The sequence below is a fragment of the Streptomyces sp. NPDC016469 genome (assembly GCF_040632905.1).
Taxonomy (GTDB): Bacteria; Actinomycetota; Actinomycetes; order Streptomycetales; family Streptomycetaceae; genus Streptomyces.
On sequence record NZ_JBEYCQ010000056.1, the window covers coordinates 1 to 21,569 of the forward strand.

General features: G+C 72.8%; 21 protein-coding genes and 3 pseudogenes. 10 read left to right on the forward strand and 14 right to left on the reverse strand.

From position 1 onward, the window contains the following. Positions 1 to 60: 60 nt before the first annotated feature. The gene (locus ABZ565_RS34220) at positions 61 to 597 is read left to right on the forward strand and encodes a DUF6328 family protein (protein WP_361035908.1); all 537 of its coding nucleotides are present in this window, start codon (positions 61 to 63) and stop codon (positions 595 to 597) included. 43 nt (positions 598 to 640) lie between these two features. Here the strand turns inward: ABZ565_RS34220 and ABZ565_RS34225 are convergent, their stop codons facing one another. After that, positions 641 to 1,606: an LLM class F420-dependent oxidoreductase gene (locus tag ABZ565_RS34225; RefSeq protein ID WP_361035911.1), complete on the reverse strand. Its 966-nt coding sequence runs from the start codon at positions 1,604 to 1,606 to the stop codon at positions 641 to 643. A gap of 159 nt (positions 1,607 to 1,765) precedes the next feature. Here ABZ565_RS34225 and ABZ565_RS34230 point away from each other — a divergent pair, with 159 nt between their 5' ends. Further along, positions 1,766 to 2,143: a VOC family protein gene (locus ABZ565_RS34230; protein WP_361035914.1), complete on the forward strand. Its 378-nt coding sequence runs from the start codon at positions 1,766 to 1,768 to the stop codon at positions 2,141 to 2,143. Positions 2,144 to 2,169: 26 nt separating this feature from the next. Here the strand turns inward: ABZ565_RS34230 and ABZ565_RS34235 are convergent, their stop codons facing one another. The 6 genes and pseudogenes from ABZ565_RS34235 to ABZ565_RS34260 all read right to left on the reverse strand — a co-directional run bounded on the left by ABZ565_RS34235 (position 2,170) and on the right by ABZ565_RS34260 (position 6,600). Continuing rightward, entirely contained in the window at positions 2,170 to 2,838 is a 669-nt protein-coding gene (locus tag ABZ565_RS34235; RefSeq protein ID WP_361035917.1) for an HAD family hydrolase, read from the reverse strand. 34 nt (positions 2,839 to 2,872) lie between these two features. Further along, positions 2,873 to 3,409: an isochorismatase family cysteine hydrolase gene (locus tag ABZ565_RS34240; RefSeq protein ID WP_361035970.1), complete on the reverse strand. Its 537-nt coding sequence runs from the start codon at positions 3,407 to 3,409 to the stop codon at positions 2,873 to 2,875. Between the two features lie 67 nt (positions 3,410 to 3,476). After that, positions 3,477 to 4,131: pseudogene (locus ABZ565_RS34245) on the reverse strand (UdgX family uracil-DNA binding protein). After that, a complete protein-coding gene (locus tag ABZ565_RS34250) occupies positions 4,131 to 5,168 on the reverse strand; it encodes an NAD-dependent epimerase/dehydratase family protein (RefSeq protein WP_361035921.1) in 1,038 nt (345 codons plus the stop codon). Before ABZ565_RS34250 ends, ABZ565_RS34245 begins: the two are co-directional and overlap by 1 nt. Before the next feature lie 21 nt (positions 5,169 to 5,189). Continuing rightward, a complete protein-coding gene (locus tag ABZ565_RS34255; protein WP_361035924.1) occupies positions 5,190 to 6,380 on the reverse strand; it encodes an alcohol dehydrogenase catalytic domain-containing protein in 1,191 nt (396 codons plus the stop codon). Positions 6,381 to 6,420: 40 nt separating this feature from the next. Beyond that, entirely contained in the window at positions 6,421 to 6,600 is a 180-nt protein-coding gene (locus tag ABZ565_RS34260; RefSeq protein WP_361035927.1) for a hypothetical protein, read from the reverse strand. A 372-nt stretch (positions 6,601 to 6,972) separates the two neighbouring features. Here ABZ565_RS34260 and ABZ565_RS34265 point away from each other — a divergent pair, with 372 nt between their 5' ends. From ABZ565_RS34265 to ABZ565_RS34275, 3 genes are read left to right on the forward strand one after another with little or no spacing between them, the layout of a single operon-like run. Further along, positions 6,973 to 8,202: a cytochrome P450 gene (locus tag ABZ565_RS34265; RefSeq protein WP_361035930.1), complete on the forward strand. Its 1,230-nt coding sequence runs from the start codon at positions 6,973 to 6,975 to the stop codon at positions 8,200 to 8,202. Positions 8,203 to 8,238: 36 nt separating this feature from the next. Beyond that, the gene (locus ABZ565_RS34270) at positions 8,239 to 9,120 is read left to right on the forward strand and encodes an SDR family oxidoreductase (RefSeq protein ID WP_361035933.1); all 882 of its coding nucleotides are present in this window, start codon (positions 8,239 to 8,241) and stop codon (positions 9,118 to 9,120) included. 42 nt (positions 9,121 to 9,162) lie between these two features. Next, entirely contained in the window at positions 9,163 to 10,635 is a 1,473-nt protein-coding gene (locus tag ABZ565_RS34275; RefSeq protein WP_361035936.1) for an ornithine decarboxylase, read from the forward strand. Positions 10,636 to 10,690: 55 nt separating this feature from the next. Here the strand turns inward: ABZ565_RS34275 and ABZ565_RS34280 are convergent, their stop codons facing one another. Then, positions 10,691 to 11,794 (reverse strand): glutamate--cysteine ligase, encoded by a 1,104-nt coding sequence (locus tag ABZ565_RS34280; protein WP_361035939.1) that lies wholly within the window; start codon positions 11,792 to 11,794, stop codon positions 10,691 to 10,693. Between the two features lie 138 nt (positions 11,795 to 11,932). Then, positions 11,933 to 13,066, reverse strand: a complete 1,134-nt coding sequence (locus ABZ565_RS34285) for a PAS domain-containing protein (RefSeq protein WP_361035942.1) — start codon at positions 13,064 to 13,066, stop codon at positions 11,933 to 11,935. Between the two features lie 103 nt (positions 13,067 to 13,169). On the opposite strand from ABZ565_RS34285, the gene ABZ565_RS34290 reads away from it, so the two are divergent. Continuing rightward, complete coding sequence (locus ABZ565_RS34290; protein ID WP_361035945.1) at positions 13,170 to 13,889, forward strand: GAF and ANTAR domain-containing protein; 720 nt, start codon at positions 13,170 to 13,172, stop codon at positions 13,887 to 13,889. Here the strand turns inward: ABZ565_RS34290 and ABZ565_RS34295 are convergent. Next, positions 13,886 to 14,854: an iron-containing redox enzyme family protein gene (locus ABZ565_RS34295; RefSeq protein ID WP_361035949.1), complete on the reverse strand. Its 969-nt coding sequence runs from the start codon at positions 14,852 to 14,854 to the stop codon at positions 13,886 to 13,888. The genes ABZ565_RS34290 and ABZ565_RS34295 overlap by 4 nt on opposite strands. Positions 14,855 to 15,080: 226 nt before the next feature. Between ABZ565_RS34295 and ABZ565_RS34300 the strand changes: the two genes are divergently transcribed. Continuing rightward, positions 15,081 to 15,638: a type 1 glutamine amidotransferase domain-containing protein gene (locus ABZ565_RS34300; RefSeq protein ID WP_361035952.1), complete on the forward strand. Its 558-nt coding sequence runs from the start codon at positions 15,081 to 15,083 to the stop codon at positions 15,636 to 15,638. Between the two features lie 59 nt (positions 15,639 to 15,697). Here the strand turns inward: ABZ565_RS34300 and ABZ565_RS34305 are convergent, their stop codons facing one another. Further along, positions 15,698 to 16,531: a class II glutamine amidotransferase gene (locus tag ABZ565_RS34305; protein WP_361035955.1), complete on the reverse strand. Its 834-nt coding sequence runs from the start codon at positions 16,529 to 16,531 to the stop codon at positions 15,698 to 15,700. Positions 16,532 to 16,735: 204 nt separating this feature from the next. On the opposite strand from ABZ565_RS34305, the pseudogene ABZ565_RS34310 reads away from it, so the two are divergent. After that, positions 16,736 to 16,885: pseudogene (locus tag ABZ565_RS34310) on the forward strand (DUF6766 family protein); the annotation flags it as partial. A gap of 6 nt (positions 16,886 to 16,891) precedes the next feature. Here the strand turns inward: ABZ565_RS34310 and ABZ565_RS34315 are convergent. Both ABZ565_RS34315 and ABZ565_RS34320 read right to left on the reverse strand, forming a co-directional pair. Then, entirely contained in the window at positions 16,892 to 17,281 is a 390-nt protein-coding gene (locus ABZ565_RS34315; protein ID WP_361035958.1) for a YrdB family protein, read from the reverse strand. Between the two features lie 52 nt (positions 17,282 to 17,333). Continuing rightward, positions 17,334 to 18,659: an APC family permease gene (locus ABZ565_RS34320; RefSeq protein WP_361035961.1), complete on the reverse strand. Its 1,326-nt coding sequence runs from the start codon at positions 18,657 to 18,659 to the stop codon at positions 17,334 to 17,336. A 214-nt stretch (positions 18,660 to 18,873) separates the two neighbouring features. On the opposite strand from ABZ565_RS34320, the gene ABZ565_RS34325 reads away from it, so the two are divergent. Beyond that, positions 18,874 to 21,150 (forward strand): catalase, encoded by a 2,277-nt coding sequence (locus tag ABZ565_RS34325; RefSeq protein WP_361035964.1) that lies wholly within the window; start codon positions 18,874 to 18,876, stop codon positions 21,148 to 21,150. An 89-nt stretch (positions 21,151 to 21,239) separates the two neighbouring features. Further along, positions 21,240 to 21,428, forward strand: coding sequence for a hypothetical protein (locus tag ABZ565_RS34330; RefSeq protein ID WP_361035967.1), 189 nt, complete (start codon positions 21,240 to 21,242; stop codon positions 21,426 to 21,428). Positions 21,429 to 21,474: 46 nt separating this feature from the next. Here the strand turns inward: ABZ565_RS34330 and ABZ565_RS34335 are convergent. Next, positions 21,475 to 21,569 (reverse strand): annotated as a pseudogene (locus ABZ565_RS34335) (DUF177 domain-containing protein); the annotation flags it as partial.

Here is a 21,569-nt window from a genome sequence, read left to right on the forward strand (position 1 = left end):
GCGCGGGCCGGGCGGCCCGCGCACAAAGGTTTCGGCGCGAGGGAGGGAGGGACACCGCACATGGACAACGGACGAGTGGACGAGAGTGACGACCGGGTGGGCGCCCGCAGCGGGCGGGACGAGACGACCGAGGAGAGAGCGGACCGCCGCTGGACGGAACTGCTCCAGGAGCTGCGAGTGGCGCAGACCGGGGTGCAGATCCTCTTCGGTTTCCTGCTCGCGGTGGTCTTCCAGCCACGCTTCGCCACCCTCTCGGACACCGACAGGACGATTTACGTCATCACCGTGCTCCTCGGTTCCGCCACGGCGGCAGCGCTGATCGGGCCCGTCTGCTTCCACCGGCTGCTGACCGGCCGCCATCTGAAGCCGGAGACGGTGGTCTGGGCGTCGCGGCTCACCCTGCTCGGGCTCGTGCTGCTGTTCTGCACGATGTGTTCGGCGCTGCTGCTCATCATGCGCGTGGCGCTGCACAACACGCTCGCCCTGTGGCTGGTGGCCGGGATGGCACTGTGGTCCTTCATCTGCTGGTTCGTCTTCCCGGCCTGGGCGTTGGCCCGGTCGTCCAACGGACGCAACGGCTCCGGTCCCACGAAGTGACCCCGTACGCACCCGGGCCGCCGGGCCCGGGTGCGTACGCACGTCACAGGGCTCGGAGCGCGGGCAGCAGCTTCTCCTGGGCCCAGTCGATGAACGGCTTCTGGTGGTCTCCGCCGATCTGGACCAGGGCGACCTCGGTGAACCCCGCGTCGACATAGGGGCGCACCGCTTCCACGAACTGCCCGACGTCGTCGCCGCACGGCACCGCCTCGGCGATGTCGTCGGGCCGGACGTACTGCGTGGCCTGGTCGAAGGCGGAGGGGCCCGGCAGCTCCGAGTTGACCTTCCAGCCGCCGACGGACCAGCGGAACTGGTCATGGGCCCGCTTCACCGCCGCGTCGCGGTCGGTGTCGTAGCAGACGGGCAGCTGGCCGACCCGGGGCTTCCCGCCGCCGCCGTGCCGGTCGAAGTCGGTGAGCAGTTCCTCCTTGGGCTCGGTGGCGATCACCAGGTCCGCGAGCCGGCCCGCGATCTCGCACGACCGGTCGCCGGAGACGGCGATGCCGAGGGGCACGGCCACGTCGGGCACGTCCCACAGCTTGGCGTTCTCCACGTCGAAGTGGGGGCCGTGGTGGTTGACGTAGCCGCCGGCGAGCAGCGCCTTGATGATCTCCACCGCCTCTTCGAGCTTGTCGAGCCGCACCCGGGCGTCCGGCCAGCCACCGCCCACCACGTGTTCGTTCAGGCTCTCGCCGGAGCCGAGCCCGAGCCGGAACCGCCCCTCGGAGAGCAGTTGCAGCGTCGCGGCCTTCTGCGCCACGACGGCCGGGTGGTAGCGGGTGGTCGGGCAGGTCACGTACGTCATCAGCGGGATGCGGGTCGTGGCCTGCGCGGCGGCGCCCAGCACGCTCCAGGCGTACGGGGCGTGGCCCTGGGACTTCAGCCAGGGGAAGTAGTGGTCGGAGGTCACGGAGAAGTCGAAGCCGGCCTGCTCGGCCGCCACCACGTCCTCGACGAGGGCCCGCGGTCCCGACTGCTCGGTCATCATCGTGTATCCGAATTGCACCATATGGGATGGGTTACCGATCCCCGGCGGTCGAAACGTACCGGCGGCATGGCTTCCGGATCGCGTTTCCCCAGCAGTCCGGATCATGTTTCCTCCGCGCCGGACGCGGAACCCGGGAGGGGGACGTCCGCAGATCCGCGTACACCGAAAGCGAGGGACGACATGGCTGTCGCGACCTACTGTCTGGTTGCCGTCGACTGCCCGGACCCGGCGGCGCTCGCCGGCTTCTACCAGAAGGTGCTGGGCGGGGAGGTGACGCATGACAACGACCGCTGGTACGACCTCCGGGTCCCCGGCGGGGCGCGCCTGGCCTTCCAGCTGGCCCCCGACTACCAGCCGCCCGAGTGGCCGCGCGCCGACCGGAACTCCCAGCAGGAGCACCTGGACTTCGAGGTGGACGACATGGAGGCCGCCCAGCGCGAGGTGCTCGCCCTGGGGGCCACTCCGCTCGACCTGGACGACGACGGCGGCAAGCGCGGCTTCCGGGTCTTCGCGGACCCGGCGGGGCACCCGTTCTGCCTGTGCAACGGCGGCGGCTGACGGCACAGGGCCGAAGGTCCAGAAGCTCAGCGGCTCATTCGGGCGATGACGCCGGTGTCGAGGCGGCTCAGGAGGGCGGCCGGGGACTCGTGGATCTCCACGGCCCCGGCCGCCTCCAGGTCCGCCCGGGGGATGCCGCCCGACAGCAGGCCCACGGCCGGGACCGATGCCTTGGTCGCCGCCGCCATGTCCCAGACCGAGTCGCCGATGTACACGGCCTCCTCGCTGGTGGCGCCCGCGATGTCCATCGCGTGGCGGATCGGGTCCGGGGCGGGCTTCCCCTCGTCCACGTCGTCGGAGCTGGCGGTGCCGGCGATGACGTCGTCGGCGTCGAGCGCGCGCCGCAGGGCCTTGAGCTCCGGGCCGGAGGCGGAGGTGGCGAGGACGATCGTCCAGCCCCGGCCGGCCAGCGAGCGCAGCAGGTCCGCCGCGCCGTCCAGCGGGGGCAGGCGTTCGAAGTAGGTGGCGTACAGCGCGGAGTGCGTGGCGCTGATGCCGGCGTCCTGTTCCGGGTCCCTGCCGGAGCCGAGCAGATGGGCGACGAGGTCGTCGGAGCCGAGGCCGACCGCACGGTGGACGGCGGGCATCGGCACGGTGTGCCCGGCTTGCCGGAACGCCTCCCACCACGCGGTGACGTGCAGGTAGTTGGTGTCGACCAGGGTGCCGTCCACGTCGAACAGTGCGGCGCGCGTCATGGGGGTCCTTTCGTGCCGGGCCGGCCCGGCGGTGTCACAGGTCGATCTCTTCGGCGGCGCACACCCGGGCGCCCATGTTCCGTTCCGTCATCCGCAGGGCCGCGTCGGCCAGATCGGAGTGGATGTGGGCCACCCCGTCGCGCGGAATGGTCAGGTCCATGTGGCGGATGTGCGCGTCGAGCGCGGAGTAGAGGATGCACTGCTCGGTCACCTGGCCGGTCAGGACGAGGTGGTCGACGTCCAGCTGGTGGAGCAGGTACGGCAGGGGCGTCTCGTAGAAGATCGAGTGCCGGGCCTTGACCACGAAGAGCGAGTTCTCGTCGGGCTTCAGCGGTTCGACCAGATCGGGGCGGGCGCCCGCCATGGCCGTCTCCACGATCTCCCCGTGGTGGGAGCGCCAGTCGCCGAAGTTGTCGTTGGCGTAGATCACGAGTGAACCACTGCCCCGGGCCGCCTTCAGCATGCCCGCGATGACGGGCACGGCCCGCTCGGCCGAGGGAAGGAGCTGGTCGGCGTCCTCGTGGTCGTACGGGTTGATCATGTCGATGACGATCAGCGCCTTGCGGGACATGGTTGCCATGGTGGCATCCGTGGGCTTTCGCGGCGAGCTGTCGCCCTGCGCCGGGTCCGTCATCCGTTCACCGCAGGAACCGCGCGGCCACGCGCAGGTCGGTGACGAGCCCCCGGTACGCCTCCGCCCTGTCCGGCGCCCGCAGGACGGCGGAGGGGTGCACCGTGGCGACCAGACCCCGGGCGGGCGGCCGTGGGCAGTTCGGCCGCGGGGAGGTGGAGCAGCGTGCCCCGGCTCTCGGTGACCTTGAAGGAGTTGCCGAGGACGGACGTGCCCGCGGTGGCCCCGAGAACAAGCACCGGTTCGGGATCGATCCGGTGCAGCTCCTCGGAGAGCCAGGGACGGCAGGCCGTCATCTCACGCAGGCCGGGGGCCTTGTGGATACGGCGTTTGTCGTCACCGGCGGAAGTGGACTTGAAGTGCTTGACGGCGTTGGTGAAGTAGACGTCCCGCTCATCGATCTCCGCGTCGGCCAGCGCCTTCCGCAGCAGGTGCCCGGCCGGACCGACGAAGGGCTCGCCCGCGAGGTCCTCCCGGTCGCCGGGCTGCTCGCCGACGACGACCGTCCGCGCGTGGGCGGGCCCGTCCCCGAACACGGTCTGTGCCGCGTCCTCGTACAGGGGGCAGCCGCGGCAGTCCGCCGCCGCCCGGCGCAGTGCGGCCACGCCGCCCCGGGCCGGCACGCAGGGCCGGGCGCCGTCCTGCGGGCTCCGGTCGTCCATCAGCTCCACCGGCTGCCGGCCAGCGGGGCGGTCTCCTCGCCCGTGCCGCGTACGACGCCGCGCAGGAAAGCCGTCAGCGCCTCGGACGCCGAGTAGCGGGGCCGCCAGCCCAGCTCCTCGTGCGCCCGGGCGCAGTCCATGACGGGCAGGCGCAGCACGGCGTCGAAGAGGTGGGGCGACGCCGGGACCGCCCGGGCGTGCCAGGCGGTCGCCAGCGCGCCGCGTACGAGCGGCACGGGCGCGCGCACCACCCGCGCGTCGAGGAGGGCGCCGAGGGAGCGGGCGTCGGTGACGGTGTCGGCGGCCAGGTTGAAGGGACCGCGTACGTCCCCGTGTACGGCGAGCCGGTACGCATCGGCCGCGTCGTCCGTGTGCAGCACCTGGAACCTCAGCCCTTCCAGGTCCGGTACGAAGGGCAGCAGGTCGGGGCGGAGGAGTACGCCGGGGAGGTATTTCCCGCCGAAGATGCGCCGCTGCTCGGGGGCGGCCGTCTCCTTGAACAGGAAGCCGGGCCGCATCCGTACCACCCGGATCTGCGGGTGGCGCAGCTCGAAGGTGTCCAGGACCCGTTCCAGATATGCCTTCTCCCGGCAGTAGGCGGCGTCCGGCCAGCCATGGGTCGGCCACTGTTCGTCCACTCCGGGCTCCCGCTTGGGCCCGGGCGAGTAGGCGCCCACGGACGAGGCGTGGACCAGCGCCGGGACACCGGCCGTGCGCACCGCGTCGAAGACGCGGAGGGAGCCCTCGACGTTGCTGCGCCAGGTGACGACGGGGTCGTGGGTGGGCTGGAAGCGCCAGGCCAGGTGGACGACGGCGTCCGCGCCCGTGAGCAGGGAGCCGAGTGTCCGGGCGCTGTCCGGGCGCGAGAGGTCCACCCTCCCCCACTCCACGCCGGGCAGAGCGAGGCCGGGCAGCCGCCGGGCCAGGCCGAGGACCGACGAGACCTCCGGGTCCTGCGAGAGGGCCCGCACGAGGCTCGTGCCCACGTTGCCGGTGGCGCCCGTGACGACGACGCGCAGCCCTTGCGATGCGTTCACGGTGGATCCCTTCGTCGCGGCTCAGGGCCGCAGGAGCGTCTTGACCATGCCGTCGGCCTTCGACTGGAAGGTCGCGTACGCCTTCGGGCCGTCCTCCAGCGGCAGGTGGTGGGTGGCGAACCCGTCCACGCCCAGCGGGTCGTCGTCGACGAGGAGCGGCAGGATGTCCGGCACCCAGCGCTTGACGTTCGCCTGGCCCATCCGCAGCTGGATCTGCTTGTCGAACATGGTGAGCAGGGGCAGCGGGTCGACGGCGCCGCCGTAGACGCCGGAGATGGAGATGGTGCCGCCCCGGCGCACCACGTCGATGGCGGTGAGGAGGGCGGTGAGCCGGTCGATGCCGGCGCGTTCCATGAGCGGGCGGGCCGCCGCGTCCGGCAGGAGGCCGACGGCCCACTGGCCGGCCTTGCCGATCGGGGCGCCGATGGCGTGCGCCTCCATGCCGACGGCGTCGATGACCGCGTCGGTGCCCCGGCCGCCGGTGAGGTCCCGGACCGCCTGCGGCAGGTCCTTGCCGTAACGGCCCAGGTCGAGGGTCTGGACGCCGCGGGCGGCGGAGCGGGCGAGGCGTTCGGGGACCAGGTCCACGCCGATGACCAGGCCGGCGCCCCGGTGCAGGGCGATGCGGGCGGCCATGTCGCCGATCGGGCCGAGCCCGAGGACGGTGACGCTGCCGCCGGGCGGGATCGCGGCGTACTCGACGGCCTGCCAGGCGGTGGGCAGCACGTCGGACAGATAGACGAACCGGTCGTCCGACGGCCCCTCGGGGACCTTGATGGGCAGGGTGTTGCCGAAGGGAACCCGCAGCAGCTCGGCCTGCCCGCCGGGCACCTGCCCGTAAAGCTTGGTGTACCCGAAGAGCGAGGCGCCGGTGCCGTACTCCCGGACCTGCGTGGTCTCGCACTGCGAGTGCAGGCCCTGGCCGCACATGTAGCAGGTGCCGCAGGAGACGTTGAACGGGATGACGACCCGGTCGCCGCGCGACACGGCGGTGACCTCGGGTCCCGTCACCTCCACGACGCCCATCGGCTCGTGGCCCAGGATGTCCCCGGGGTCGAGGTAGGGGCCGAGCACTTCGTACAGATGGAGGTCCGATCCGCAGATGCCCGTCGAGGTGACCCGGATGATGATGTCGGTCGGGTCCTGGATGACCGGGTCAGGAACGGTCTCGACACGGACGTCACGCTTTCCTTGCCAGGTCAGTGCACGCATGAGTGATCTCCTCGCTGTCGGGTGACGGCTGCGCCGCCGTTCAGTGGCGGGCCTCGCGCCGTGCCGCCTTCGCCTCGGCCTGGGCGATCCGTCCGGCGGTCTCGCGCCGCCGCCCCTCCGCCTTCAGGCTCTCGTCGCCCAGCGCGGCGCCGTCCGACTTGAGCTTCGCCGCCTTCGCCCTCATGGCCAGGGCGCGGACGATTTCGGCATGCCGTCCCATATCTCCTCGGTTCCTCCCGGGTCGTCCTGCGGGCGTGCCCGCACAGCCATTCCGTGCGACGGGTTCCCACGGAATCCGGGTTCAACCGGAATGCCCGATTCAATCGGGGGAGTGAGCCGGCCGGGGCGCGCCGAGCGGGCGGTCGGGCCGCATGAAAGCGGCCCGGCCGGTCCCGCATGTCCCCGGGCGGTACGGGTACCCGCCTGGCCAGGCTCCCGGCGTACGCGGGAGCAGGTGCTGCGGTTGGGACCACAGCCGCAGCACCGCCCAGCGGACTCCGAGTCGCGCCCCGGTCCGGGTGCGCCCAGGATCGACGGCGGGGCACCGACGGGCCGGCCCCGGACCACCTCACCTCTGCCCCACGGAGACTTCATGGCCGACAGCACCCTGTCCCTCCTGCTGCGGGGTTACGCGTGGCTGCCCGACCGCCGGCGGCGCAGCGGCGGAGCGCCGGTCCGCACCCGTCTGCTCGGCAAACGGGTCATCGCGCTGCATGGGCCGGCCGCCGTCCGCTTCTTCTACGACGGGAACCACATCCGCCGCCACGGGGCGCTGCCGGAACCGGTCATCGACACGCTGTTCGGGCAGGGGGCGGTGCACACCCTGGACGGTGAGCCGCACCGGGTGCGCAAGGGCATGTTCCTCCACCTGCTGGAGGACCCGGAGGGCGTACGGGCCCTGACGGACCGGGTCGCGCTGGAGTGGAAGGACGCCGTGGCCGGGTGGGCGGACCGGGGCCGGGTCGTGCTGTTCGACGAGGTGGCCGGGGTGCTCACGCGCGCCGTCCACGCGTGGGCCGGGGTGCCGCTGCCGGCGGGCGGGGCGGACGGCGTGGCGCGCGACCTGGTGGCCATGGTGGACGGATTCGCGTCGGCCGGGCCCCGGCAGTTGCGCGCCCGTGTGGCCCGGCGCCGGCAGGAGAGGCGTGTGGCCCGCCTGGTGGAGCGGGAACGCGACGGCGGCGACCCGGGGGCCGATAGCGGGGCGGGCGCTACCCCGTTCCGTACCGTCGTACACCATCGCGATGCCGGTGGTTCGCTGCTCGATCCCCGTACGGCGGCCGTCGAGGTGCTCAACATCCTGCGCCCGACCGTCGCGGTCAGCTGGTTCGCGGCGTTCGCCGCGCACGCCCTGCACCGGTGGCCGGAGCACCGGGCGGCGCTCCGCGACGGTGACCCCGCCTTCGCCCTCGCCTTCGCGCAGGAGGTCCGCCGCTTCTACCCGTTCGCCCCGTTCATCGGCGGGCTGGCGGCGGACCGGCTCGAGTGGCAGGGCCGCACGATCCGGCCGGGGACGCTGGTGCTCCTCGACCTGTACGGCCAGAACCACGACCCGGACCTGTGGCCCCGGCCCTACGTCTTCGACCCCGCGCGCTTCCACGGCACGCCGGTGCGGCCCGACGAGCTGGTCCCGCAGGGCGGCGGCGACCCGGCGACGGGACACCGCTGCCCGGGCGAGGACATCACCCTGGCCCTGCTGTCCGCCCTCGCGGTGCTGCTGTCCGGCCTCGCGTACCGGGTGCCGGAACAGGACCTCTCCATTCCGCTCCACCGCGTGCCGACCGCGCCCCGGAGCGGGTTCGTCATCGAGGACGTCCGGTAGCCCCGGCCTCCCCCACGACCAACGGAAGAAGACCCCATGAGCACACCCGGCCAGGACCCCACCGAGCGCTACCCGAAGCCCGACTTCCCCCAGCAGGGGCAGGAACACCCCGGCTGGACCGGGCCCATGGACCCGCCGCCCGACCACGGCGAGGACTCCTACCGGGGCCACGGGCTCCTGAAGGACCGCAAGGCCGTGGTGACGGGGGGCGACTCCGGGATCGGCCGTGCCGTCGCGCTGGCATTCGCCCGCGAGGGGGCGGATGTGCTGATCACCCACCTCGACGCCGAGGAGGACGAGGCCCGGGAGACGGCCCGGCTGGTCGAGGAGGCGGGCCGGCAGGCGCTGACGGAGGCGTGCGACATCAGGGACGAGAAGCAGTGCCGCGCCCTGATCGGCAGCGCGGTGCAGGAGTTCGGGCGCATCGACGTACTCGTCAACAACGCCGCGTACCAGATGGCACAGCCCGACGGGATCTCCGCGATCTCGACGGAGCAGTTCGACCGGGTGCTGCGCACCAACCTGTACGGGATGTTCTGGCTCTGCAAGTCGGCCCTGCCGCACATCCCGGCCGGCGGCTCCATCATCAACACCACGTCGGTGCAGGCGTACCAGCCGAGTCCGCACCTGCTGGACTACGCCATGACCAAGGGCGCCATCGTGACGTTCACCCAGGGCCTCGCGCAGATGCTGGCCTCCGACGGCATCCGTGTGAACGCCGTGGCGCCCGGCCCGGTGTGGACACCGCTGATCCCGGCGACGCTGCCGGACACGAAGGAGTTCGGGAAGCAGAGCCCGCTGGGGCGGCCCGCCCAGCCCGCCGAGATGGCTCCGGCGTATGTGTTCCTCGCCTCCGACAACGCGAGTTACATCACCGGGGAGATCGTGAACGCGACCGGCGGCACGCCACTCCCCTAGGGCGTACCGATTGACGGGGCGGACCACGGGAAGGCGGCGGACATGCCGAAAAATCATCATGAAGCACCTGTTCTCGACGCCCTGGCCGCCTACCGGCAGCGGGGTGAGCTGGGGTTCACTCCCCCGGGGCACAAACAGGCCCGGGGGGCGGCGCCGGAGGTCAGGGCCGTGCTGGGCGACGCCGTGTTCCTCGGTGACGTCCTGGCCAGCGGCGGGCTGGACGACCGGCGGATGAAATCCGGCGTGCTGCAACGCGCGGAGGTCCTGATGGCCGACGCCGTGCACGCGGAGCACGCGTTCTTCTCGACGTGCGGCAGCTCCCTGTCGGTCAAGGCGGCGATGCTGAGCGTCGCCGCGCACGGCCAGAAGCTCCTGGTGGGGCGGGACGCCCACAAGGCGGTGGTCTCCGGGCTCATCCTCTCCGGCATCCGGCCGGTGTGGGTCGAACCCCAGTGGGACACCGAACGCCACCTCGCGCACCCGCCGTCCCCCGAGGCGTACGAGCGGGCCTTCGAGGAACACCCGGACGCGAGGGGCGCCCTGGTCACCAGCCCCACGCCGTACGGGGCCGCGGCGGATCTGCGGGCCATCGCGGACGTGTGTCACCGGCGCTCCCGCCCGCTCGTCGTGGACGAGGCGTGGGGCGCGCATCTGCCGTTCCATCCGGACCTGCCGACCTGGGCGATGGACGCGGGCGCCGATGTCTGCGTCACCAGCATCCACAAGATGGGCAGCGGGCTGGAGCAGGGGTCGGTGTTCCATCTGCGGGGCGACCTGATCGACCACGACACGCTGGCGTCCCGGGCCGATCTGCTGGGTACGACGAGCCCTTCCGTACTGCTCTACGCGGGCATGGACGGCTGGCGGCGCCAAATGGTGCTGGAGGGGCACTCGCTGATGTCGCGGGCGCTCGACCTCGCCGCGTCGGTGCGCGAGGAGATCGAGTCGATCGACGGGATGCACGTCAACGACCGCGCCGACTTCTGCGGTCCGGGCGCCGGCTCCCAGTTCGACCCGCTGCCGGTGGTCATCGACATCGCGGACCTCGGCGTCTCCGGCTATCTGGCGGCGGACTGGCTCCGCGAACACCACCATGTGGACACGCACCTGATGGACCACCGGCGCGTCAGCGCCCAGCTCACCCACGCCGACGACGCCGACACGACGAAGCGGCTGCTGACGGCGCTGCGCGACTTCGCCCGGCAGGCCCCCTCGCTGCCCCGGGGTCCCGCGGTGGCGGTCCCGGCACCGGCGGAGCTGCGGATGGAGCAGGCGAGGCTGCCGCGCGACGCCTACTTCCACGCGACCGAGGACGTCCCGGTGGAGCAGGCCGTGGGACGCGTCGCCGCCGAGATGATCACGCCGTATCCCCCGGGCATCCCCGTCGTGCTGCCCGGCGAACGGCTGACGGAGCCGGTGCTGCGCTACCTCCTGACCGGTCTGGAGGCGGGGATGAACCTGCCGGACCCGGCGGACCCGGAGCTGCACACCGTACGGGTCTGCGCGGACGACTGAAGGTCCGGCACCCGGCGGCCTCCCACCCCTTCGGGGCGGGAGGCCGTCGCCCGTCTCACCCGCGTGTACGGCTGACGCACTCGGTGACGGCCTCGCGGAGACTGCCCGTGCGGGAGAGCGCGTCGCGCTGGATCCGCGCCCCCGTGCCGCTCTTCAGGAGCCGCTCGATCCCCTCCCGCGCCGACGCCAGGTCGCCGCTGTCCTCCAGCGCGTCACGCACATGGGTGAGCAGGGCGTGCAGCACGGCGGGCGCGGGGGCGGGGCGCATGGTGGCGGGGTGCAGCAGTTCCCCCTCCAGGCCCGAGCGGGCGGCCTGCCAGGCCGCCATGCGCAGCAGACCCACCCCGTACGGGTCCGGCGGATCGCCCGCCCGCCAGGCCCGGGCAGCCGTCTCCACCAAGCCGCGCACCAGCGTGGCGAGCAGCGCGGCGTCGGAGGGGTCGAGGCAGACGTCCGCGACCCTGATCTCGACGGTGGGGTAGCGGTGCGAGAGCCGGGCGTCGAAGTAGATCATGCCCTTGTCGCGCAGGACGCCCGTGCCGACGAGGGCTTCGACCTCGTCGTGGTAGCGGCGCGCGGAACCGAACAGTTCCATGGGGCCGGACGAGGGCCACCGGCCCCAGACCCGGCTGCGGTAACTGCTGTACGCGGTGTCCTGGCCCTGCCAGAACGGTGAGTTGGAGCTCAGCGCGAGCAGCACCGCGAACCAGGGGCGCATGCGGTCCAGAACCGCGACGCCCTCCTCGTCCGACTCCACGGAGACGTGCACATGGCATCCGCAGGTCAGCTGCTCCTGCGTGGTCAGTCCGAACTTGTCGGCGAGCCACCGGTACCGTTCGCCGTCGCCGATCGTCGGGCTGACGGGCAGCGGGGAGGTGGCGAGCGCGGCGACCGCTCCCCCGGCCTCGGCGGCGCTGTGTGCCGCCTCCGCCCGCCAGCGCAGGATCTCGTCCGCGAGTTCCCGCATGTCCGTGCGCGGTTCGGTGGCGAACTCCAGCTGCTGGCGGTGCAGCTCCGACTCGAAGACCGAGTCGCCCTCGGCGCGCCGCTCCGCCAGGGCCAGGACGGCCGTCGACAGCGCCCGGGGGTCGCCGCTCTGCACGTCGACGAGCAGTAGCTCCTCCTCGACACCCACTGTCCGCACCATCATGTCCTCCATGCTCGATCGGCCGCAGGGGGCGGGCCCTCTCGCGCCGAGGTGCTTCCACCCTCCTCCACTTCGCCGTGTGCCACCTCACAGCGCCGGCACCCCTGACCGGCCGGTTTTTCTCCGTGCCCGGTTCATCCCGCCCGCCGCTCAGCGCGCGCCCGGCCCGCACACACCGCCCCGCCGCGCGACGACGGCCATGTGGCCCGCCGCGATCTCCGCGGCACCGGCCTCCAGCAGCGAGAACGGCGGCCCGGCCCCGCCCCGGACCAGGGTCAGCGCCCCGAGCACCGTCGTGCCGTCGGGCGCGGTCAGCGGCACCGAGAGCAGGGCCGTGGCGTCGGCGCGGACCATGAGGGGCGCGCCGTCCTCGTCCGCCCCCAGCCTGTCCAGGTCGTCCGTGAGCTGTTCCACCACTACCGCGCCGGAGGCCATGACCTCTACGGCCACGGGGCAGGCGCGCGGGTCCTGCTGGAGGAAGGCCTTCTCGAGCCCCGCGTCGTCCGGCGCCGGGGGGCCGTGGACCGCGATCCGGACCGGCTCGTCCGGGGCCCCCAGGTCGAGCAGCGCCCAGTCCGCGAGACCGTCGCGCAGGAGCCCCGCGACGGAGCCGAGGGCCGCTGCGGAGGGCTCGCGGTCCAGGAGGGCCCGGGCCGTGCGGTCCAGGAGGCCGGTCAGCTCGGCCTGCCGTACGACGGCCGAGGGGGCGGCCCGGTCTCCGGTGCGGCCGGTGGTGCGGGGGCCAGGTGCCGGTGCGAGCACCACGAGCACGTCCCGCCCCCGCCCCTCGGGCGCGTCGATCCCGGTGAGCGTGGCGTACAGCGGACCGTCCGGCAGTCCGGGGAGCCGGACCGGGAGGCTGCGGTCTCCCTCGCCGCCTGCCGCGGCGGCCGCATGGGCGCGGAGGGCGGCCCGGTCGGCGGGGCGCAGGAGCGCGGCGAGGGGCCGGCCCGCGGCGTAACCCGGGTGCAGCCCGGTCAGTTCGGCGGCGGCCCGGTTGAGGCGGCGCACCACGGTCTGCCCGTCGGTCAGGATGACGGGCCACGGCAGGTGGTCGAAGATGGCCTTGAACGGGTACGGTGCCGCCTTCGCGCCCGGTGTCCGGGGCTGTTCCGGCGAATCCTCCGCCAGGCGCAGGGCCTCGATCGCGTGGTCCAGCTCCGCGAGGGCCGCGTCGAGCAGGACCGGGTATTCGGCGGGAGGATGGTCCCGGGCCGCGCGCAGTTCCCGTGCGCGGGCGACGAGGGCCTGGAAACCGCTCTCGCCCTCCGGTGGCCCGTTCATACGACGAAGCTAGCCGATCACCGGTGCCTCGGCACCGAGCGGCGCGGCGGGTTCCGTTCCATGCCGCTGCGGCGGAGACCGGGAGTTCCCAGGGAGGCTGAGGGTGACGCGGCCGATGGACACGGTGACCGATGGCGCGGCCGTGGCGCTTTGGCTCGTCCGGCTCGGCCGGCGGGCGATGCGCTGTTCGCCCGGGTGCCGGGGCGCATCGGTGGTGCTGCGGTGCCCCGGCGGGGAAGGCCACAGCGCTTCGACCCACCCGGATCTCGCGGTGCTGGCCGCGCTCCAGGAGGACACCGGCGAGGGGCCGTGCGTCGATGCCGCCCGCCGGCTGCGGCCCGTCGAGGCCGCCGATCTCGTCGCCGACGCGCGGTGGCCGGCATTCCGGTTGGCGGCGCTGGAGCGGGGTCTGCGCGCCTGTACGGCGGTGCCGGTCACGGCGGAGGGCGTGGCGGCGACGGTCACCCTGTACGCGTTCCGCCCGTGGCGGCTCACGGCGGCGGCCCATGAGTCGGTCGGGGTGCTGGCCGAGGAGACGGTCGGCGGGCTGCTGCGCGAGCACGCCCGTACCGGAGCCGAGGCGGAGGCGGAGCAGCTGCGGACGGCGATGGTGACGCGGGCCGTGATCGACCAGGCCATCGGCGTCGTGACGCACCTGCTGGACTGCGACCCGGGCAGGGCGTTCGACGTCCTGCGCGTGCTCTCGCAGCGCACGAACCGCAAGCTGAGCGCCGTCGCGGCACAGATCGTACGGGCGAGGGGCCGGGGCAGCACGCGTGAGCTGCGCCGGCTGCTCGGCGACGTGCGGGCGGACAGTACTTAGGCGGCGGCGCCCCAGTCCGTCAGCAGCCGGTCGGCGAGGCGGTCCTCCAGGAAGCCGGTGGCGTCGATTCCGAAGACGACGTCCGCCTCGAGGTCGGGTTCGTCGTCCAGCAGCCCCCGTACGACGTCGTGCCGCACGACCTGCTCGTGGACCGCGTCCGCCTCGACGTGTTCGGTGTAGAAGAACTCGGCGGCCGGCCCGGCCTCCGCCCGTTTCATGGCGAGGGCGAGACGGCGCGAGGCGGGCGAGGAGGTGATCTCCACGGCGGCGAAGTGCCCGACCAGGGAGCCGCGCAGCCGCCGGTGCAGACCGAACAGGGACATGAGGTTGACGAGTGCCAGCATCTCCGCGTGCCCCGCGTCCAGATAGTGGCCGTACGCCGTCTCCAGGCCCAGGTCCGTCATGAGGTCCGCGAAGAGCCGGGCGTGGACGCGGTCGGCCCGGCCGGCGCCGAACTCGTCGTACTCGATCGCGGCCATGCCGGCCTTGGCGCGTCCGCTGAGCCGGGGCAGCACCCAGGCGTGCGGGTCGGCCTCCTTGAGGTGGTAAAGGGAGCGCTGGGCGGCGTAGGCGCGCAGCCGGTCCGGCGTGGCGTGTTCCTGGAGGAAGTGCGACACGCCCGTGCCGTCGACCGGCTCCACGAGCAGCGCGTCCAGCGTGTCGTCCAGCCCGGCTCCGGGTCGGACGTCCCTGCGCAGGGCGGACTCGAATCGGCGTTCCAGGGCCGCCCTGACCGCCAGCAGCGCGGGGTCCCACTCCTGGGCCGGGTCCACCCCCTCGAAGCCCCGGTAGTGGAGCTCGTAGCAGACGTACAGGGCGAGCTGCAGGTCGTCGCCGTAGGGCTCGGCCGCGTCCGCCAGGGCCGGATCGGGCAGGGGGCCGTCCCCCCGGAGATGGGCGACGACCGCCGCCGAGATGTCGCCACGTGCCCGGGGAAGCCCGGGTCCGCCCGTCTGACCGGCCATGATCACTCCTCGTCACGTCTGCTCGGGCACCCGGCCCGGTACCCCGTGTCCGGCGGGTCAACCGCCGAGGCGCCGCTCTCCCACCATGTGGGCCCGCCGCCGATGCCGCTACAGCACGGGTGGGCGGTGCGGATGAATGAGCGCGCCCGTGCGGGGAACCCAGAGGCTGCGACCCGGGAGCCACGTCACCGGGCGTGTTCCCCGTAGGACGGAAGGACGGCAGAAGATGAGCGACAACGGCAGCAAGCACAAGGTGCTGGCCATCGTCACCAACTACGGCGTGGAGCAGGACGAACTCCTCGTGCCGCTCGGCCATCTGCGCGAGCGCGGTGTACGGGTCGATGTCGCCGCCCTCAAGAAGGACGACGTCGAGACGCTTGTCGGTGACAAGGACCCCGGCAAGTCCGTACGCCCCGACCTCACGCTGGAGGACGTCGACCCGGCCGGCTACGACCTGCTGCTCGTACCGGGCGGCACCCTGAACGCCGACACGCTGCGGCTCCAGGGCCCGGCCTGTGACATCGTGCGGTCGTTCACCGCATCGGGGCGGCCCGTCGCGGCCATCTGCCACGGGCCGTGGGTGCTGGTGGAGACCGGCAGCGTCAAGGGCAAGCGGCTCACCTCGTACGCCTCGCTGCAGACCGACGTACGCAATGCGGGCGGTGACTGGGTGGACGAGCCGGTCGTGACGGACGGGTCCGGCGGCTGGAAGCTCATCACCTCGCGCAACCCGGGCGACCTCGACCCGTTCCTCAAGGAGGTCGACGCCGCGCTCGCCGGCTGAGGCACCGCGTGCGGGAGCCGCCCGGCGCTCCGTCCGGGCGGCTCCCGCACTGGTGTCTCTCACACGGGTTGGGGCGCGAAGGGCCGGAACTCGTCCTCGCCCGGCTGCACGACCCCGTAACTGCTCTCCGGCACCTCTTTCCACACGCCGGGCAGACCGCCCAGGGGTTCCGACACCACCAGCCGGGTGCTGTCGGACACGCCCCGCAGGAAATCCAGGTCGGGGTGGAGGGCGCGCACGGTCTCGGCCTTGCTGCTGTAGAACAGCGAACGCGACTTGCCGAGACTCGAATAGCGGAACGACCACAGCCGCTCGCCGTCGGACACCGCGACCGTCATCTGGAGCGGGTGCTCCACGCCCTCCTCGCGGCCCACGCGTTCGATCAGCCCGGCCATCCGGGCCACGGCCCCGGGCACGTCCTGGTCGAGCCCGAACGTCAGCGCGAGGTAGAACATCACCTCGGAGTCCGTGGACCCCTCGAGCGCCGAGAACAGTGCCGGGTCGAGCGCCAGGGAGAGATCGCGCCGCAGCCGGTGGAAGTCCGCGATCGCGCCGTTGTGCATCCACATCCAGCGGCCGTGCCGGAAGGGATGGCAGTTGGTCTGCTGGATGGCCGTCCCCGTGGACGCCCGCACATGGGCGAAGAACAGCGGCGAGCGGATGTGGCTCGCGATCTCCCGCAGGTTGCGGTTGTTCCAGGCGGGGCCGGTGTCGCGGATGATCGCGGGCGTCTCCTGCTCGGGCCCGTACCAACCGACTCCGAAGCCGTCCCCGTTGGTCGTCTCGACGCCCATGGTGGAGTGCAGGCTCTGGTCGATGAGCGAGTGCTCCGGCTTGTAGAGGAGATCACTGAGCACGACACTCGTGCCGGAATAGGCCAGCCATCGGCACATGTGCGACCGTCCCTTCCCGGGCGGCGGGGCAGGGACCGGTGCGGACGCGCCGGTGGTGCTTCCGCGGGCCTCGGTCCCTGGGGCGCCCGGTCGTCGTTATGTCCACGCTACCGACTTCACGAGTCGGCTGCCCGGCCGCGCCCGCCGGAAACGCTGCGGCGTGTCCGCGCGGGAGGCGCCGGTGAGCCGGGGGAGCCATCTCGATCGGCCGAGTTCCGGAGCCGTACGCTGCGGAACTGGCAGTCCGAGTCCCTCGCCGTCGCCCCGCTGGTCATCCTCTCGGTGCACCTGCGCCGACGCGGTTCCCCGGCCAAGCCCGTCGGCGCCTCGCACGGGGCGACCGGCGTGGAGGGCCGAGCGCTAGGACCGGCTCCGGAAGGTCTCCGCCAGGGCCGTGCTGGCCACGACGACGACGCCCAGTACGGCCGCGGCGGCCGGGTGTCCGACCCCGTAGAGCGCGAGGGCTCCCCCGCCGAGCACGACGGCCTTCACCGTCAGAACCCCCGCGAGCGGCGGACGGAACCGGGCGCGCGGTGCGGCGAACAGCGCCCACAGCACGACGGCCGCGACGAGGACGGCGGAGCCGGCGAGCAGTCGGACCGCCAGGTCGTCCGCCAGCGAGAACCCCCACCAGAAGAGGCAGGCCGGCGCCGCCACTTCCAGGAGGAACGCGAGCAGTTCGTTCGCCGCCCACCAGGGCCGCCCGGCGACCGGAGGAATCACCTGGCCGTCCGTAGGTCTGTCGTGCACGACGCCCCCCTTGTCGATCACGTGTACGAAGTCAGCCTACCCAGGGCGCAGTTCAGCGGGCGCGGCGCAGGCGAAGTGCGGCCACGGCTCCCAGGGCGGCGCCCACGGCGAGGACCACCAGGCCCCGCAGCCAGACGTCCGGTTCGATCTGCGTGGCGAGTCCGACGCAGGAGGCGGCACCGAGGACGGGCACGACGGTCGGGGCCCTGAAGTGATCGGGGCGCCCCGTGTCGCGGCGCAGGACGATCAGTGATGTGTTGACGAGGAAGAAGACGACGAGGAGCAGCAGGACGAGGGTGGAAGCGAGCGTGGAGACGTCACCGGTCAGCGCGAGCAGCAGTGAGAGGGCGGTCGTCGCGGCGATCGCCGCCCATGGGGTGCGCCGGCCCGGGAGCACGGTCGCCAGGAAGCGCGGCAGCAGCCCGTCGCGGGCCATGCCGTACGCCAGCCGGGAGGACATGATGCCGGTCAGCAGCGCCCCGTTGGCGACGGCCACCAGCGCGATGGCGCTGAACAGCCAGGTGGGCACGCCTCCCGCGGTGCGGACGACTTCGAGCAGCGGTCCGCTGGACTCGGCCAGCTTCTTCGTCGGCACGGCGGCCGCGGCGGCGGCGCCGACCAGGGCGTAGACGGCGCCCGCGGTGATCAGGGCGCCGAAGAGCGCCCTCGGGTAGGAGCGGCGGGGGTCGCGCGTCTCCTCGGCCACGTTGACGGAGGTCTCGAAACCGACGAAGGAGTAGTACGCGAGGACCGCGCCGCTCAGCACGGCCAGGACGGGCCCCTCGCTCTCGGTGCCGAGGTCGGTGAGCCGGCCCAGGTCCCCGTCACCGCGCAGCACGATCCAGCAGCCGAGTCCGATCACCAGCAGCAGGCCGCTGACCTCGATGACGGTGGCGACGGCGTTGGCCCGGGTCGACTCGCTGATGCCCCTGGCGTTGAGCAGCGCCAGCGCCACCAGGAAGACGACGGTCACCAGGACCAGCGGGAGCGAGACGAACTCGGAGAGGTAGTCACCGGCGAACCCCCGGGCCAGGGCCGCCACCGACACCACCCCGGCCGCGAGCATGCAGAAGCCGGCGACGAACCCCGTGAAGGGCCCGTAGGCCAGCGTCGCGTAATGGGAGGCGCCGCCCGCGCGCGGGTACTTCGTGGCCAGTTCCGCGTACGAGGCGGCGGTCAGCAGTGCCAGGCACAGGGCCACCAGGAGGGGCACCCAGACGGCGCCGCCGGCGTCGGCCGCGACCTCGCCGACCAGGACGTAGACCCCGGCGCCGAGGACGTCTCCGAGGATGAAGAAGTAGAGCAGCGGGGTGGTGAGGTCCTTCTTGAGGCTCGTCGCGGCCTCCGGGCTCTCGGGAGTGGTTCGGGGAGCGTTCACGGGGCCCGTATACCCGGTGCGTCCCCCGGCAGACGGCGGAGGGGCGACCGGACGGCGGCGCGTCGCTCGTTGGAACGTGGCCCCGGGGCGGATGGCCCAACCGATGTGTCCGGCCGCGGGTCAGGGGGTACGCGTGGTCGGGCGATGCCGTCCCCAGCGCGTGCCGGCCACTCCGCGCACGGCACTGCCCGTCCCCCCGCGAGATTGGAATCCTGTGAGCGACAAGAAGAACCCGGTGTCGGCCGCCGCGGAGAAGATCGCCGGAAAGGTCCAGGAAGCCGTCGGCCAGGGCAACGAGATCCCCGGCGCACCCGGACCCGAGCCCGCCCAGGTCGACGAGCCCACGAAGCCGCGCGGGCCGCTGCCGCCCAAGCACGACCAGCGCGGTCCCGACACCCTCAGCCCGACCGGGCAGCCGACCGGCGCCCCGCAGGACAAGGTGGCCCAGGGCGGCGCCTACCTCACCACCGCGCAGGGCGCCCGGCTGTACGACACCGACCACTCGCTGAAGGCCGGTCCCCGCGGCCCGGTGCTGCTCCAGGACCACCATCTGCGGGAGAAGATCACCCACTTCGACCACGAGCGCATCCCGGAGCGGGTGGTGCACGCCCGCGGGGCCGCCGCCCACGGTGTGTTCCGCGCGTACGGGGCGGCGGCGGGCATCACGAAGGCCGCGTTCCTCGCCGAGGGCGCCGAGACGCCGGTCTTCGTCCGCTTCTCCACGGTGCTCGGCTCGCGCGGTTCCGCCGACACGGTGCGCGACACCCGGGGCTTCGCGACGAAGTTCTACACCGACGAGGGCGTCTTCGACCTGGTCGGCAACAACATCCCGGTCTTCTTCATCCAGGACGCGATCAAGTTCCCCGACGTCATCCACGCGGGCAAGCCGCACCCGGACCGGGAGATCCCGCAGGCGCAGAGCGCCCACGACACGTTCTGGGACTTCGTCACCCTGCACACCGAGGCGACCCACCACACCCTGTGGAACATGTCGGACCGGGGCATTCCGCGTTCGTACCGGATGATGGAGGGCTTCGGCGTCCACACCTTCCGGCTGGTCAACGCCGAGGGCGCGACCACGCTGGTGAAGTTCCACTGGAAGCCGAAGCTGGGCGTGCACTCGCAGGTGTGGGAGGAGGCCCAGATCACCGCGGGCATGGACCCGGACTTCCACCGCCGGGACCTGGCCGACGCGATCGAGGCGGGCGCCTTCCCCCAGTGGGAGCTGGGCGTGCAGACGTTTCCCGACAACGAGGACCAGATGTTCGAGGGCATCGACCTGCTGGATCCGACGAAGATCGTGCCCGAGGAGCTGGCGCCGGTCCGCCCGATCGGGCTGATGACGCTGAACGCCAACCCGTCGAACTACTTCGCCGAGACGGAACAGGTCGCCTTCCACGTCGGCCACCTGGTGCCCGGCATCGACGTCACCAACGACCCGCTGATGCAGGGCCGGCTCTTCTCGTACCTGGACACGCAGATCACCCGCCTCGGCGGGCCCAACTTCGCCCAGTTGCCGATCAACCGCACGCACGCGCCCGTCAACGACATGCTGCGTGACGGGATGCACCAGACGGCCGTGCACCGGGGCGTGGCACCGTACCGGCCCAACTCCCTGGACGGTGGCTGCCCGTTCACCGCGGGTGCGGACACCGGTGCCTACATCGAGGTGCCCGTCGAGGTCCCGGCGGCCAGGAAGGTGCGGGACGCGGCGGCCTCCTTCGACGACCACTTCAGCCAGGCCCGGCTGTTCTGGCTGAGCATGACTCCCACGGAGCGGGAGCACATCACCGCCGCGTACACCTTCGAGCTCGGCAAGTGCTGGGACCAGGCGGTCAAGGAGCGGGGCCTCAAGGTGCTCGCCAACATCGACCCCGAGCTGTGCGCGCACGTCGCCGAGGGGCTGGGCCTGCCGGCGCCCGGGGCGACCGAGCCGCTGGCCTCGCCCGAGCCCAGCCCCGCCCTGTCCCAGCTGGGGCACACCTGGCCGGTCGACGGCCGTGTCGTCGGCATCGTCACCGACGGGGAGACCGGCCTGGACGCCGTGCGCGAGGCACGCGGCGCCGTCCTCGACGCCGGGATGGTCCCCCTGGTGATCGCGCCCTCGGGCGGAAAGCTGGGCTCCGGGAGTGACGCGGTCACCGCGCAGCGCACCTTCACCACGGCCCGGTCGATCGAGTTCGACGCGATCGTGCTCGCGGGGGCGCCCGCTCCGGCCCCGGACGCGTACGGGGCCCGTGACGCCAAGACCGACGACGGGGCCCGGTCCACCGGTGTGGACCCGCGCGTCCTGCTGCTGGTCACCGAGGCGTTCCGGCACGGCAAGGCCGTCGGGGCCTGCGGCGACGGGGCGTCGGTGCTGGAGAAGGCCGGCCTCGCCTCGGACGCCCCCGGCGTCGTGGCGGGCGGCGCCGCGTCCACGGTGCTGGACGGCATCACGGAACTCCTCGCAGGTCACCGCGCCTGGGACCGCTTCACGCCCGCGCTCTGACACCGGACCGGGCCGGCGCGCGTAGCCGGCCCGGTCCAGGGCACGCGCGGGAGGAACGCCGCTGACCGGCGCCCGACACGAGGAGACGTATGAACCACCAGGACCGAAAGCACGAGCAGCCGCCCCGGACAGCCGCCGACGAGGTCGTCCGGGAGGCGGAAGAGGCCGAGACCGATGTGGCGGACACCCGGGAGCGGCCTGGCCGGGACAGCGAGGCCGGTGATGCGCTGACCCCGAACGAAGAAGCCCAGGAGGACGCGGACCGGCCGCGCCCATAGGGTGACAAAGAGTGTGTTTTCCCTGTGCCCGGCAGGGCACTCGCAGGAGTCCTTGCAGTGCCGCCCAACGAGCGTCGACGGCATCGTGGTGGTGGCCGGGATTCTCGTCCAGCCTGACTCCGCACTCGGAGCACAGACCGG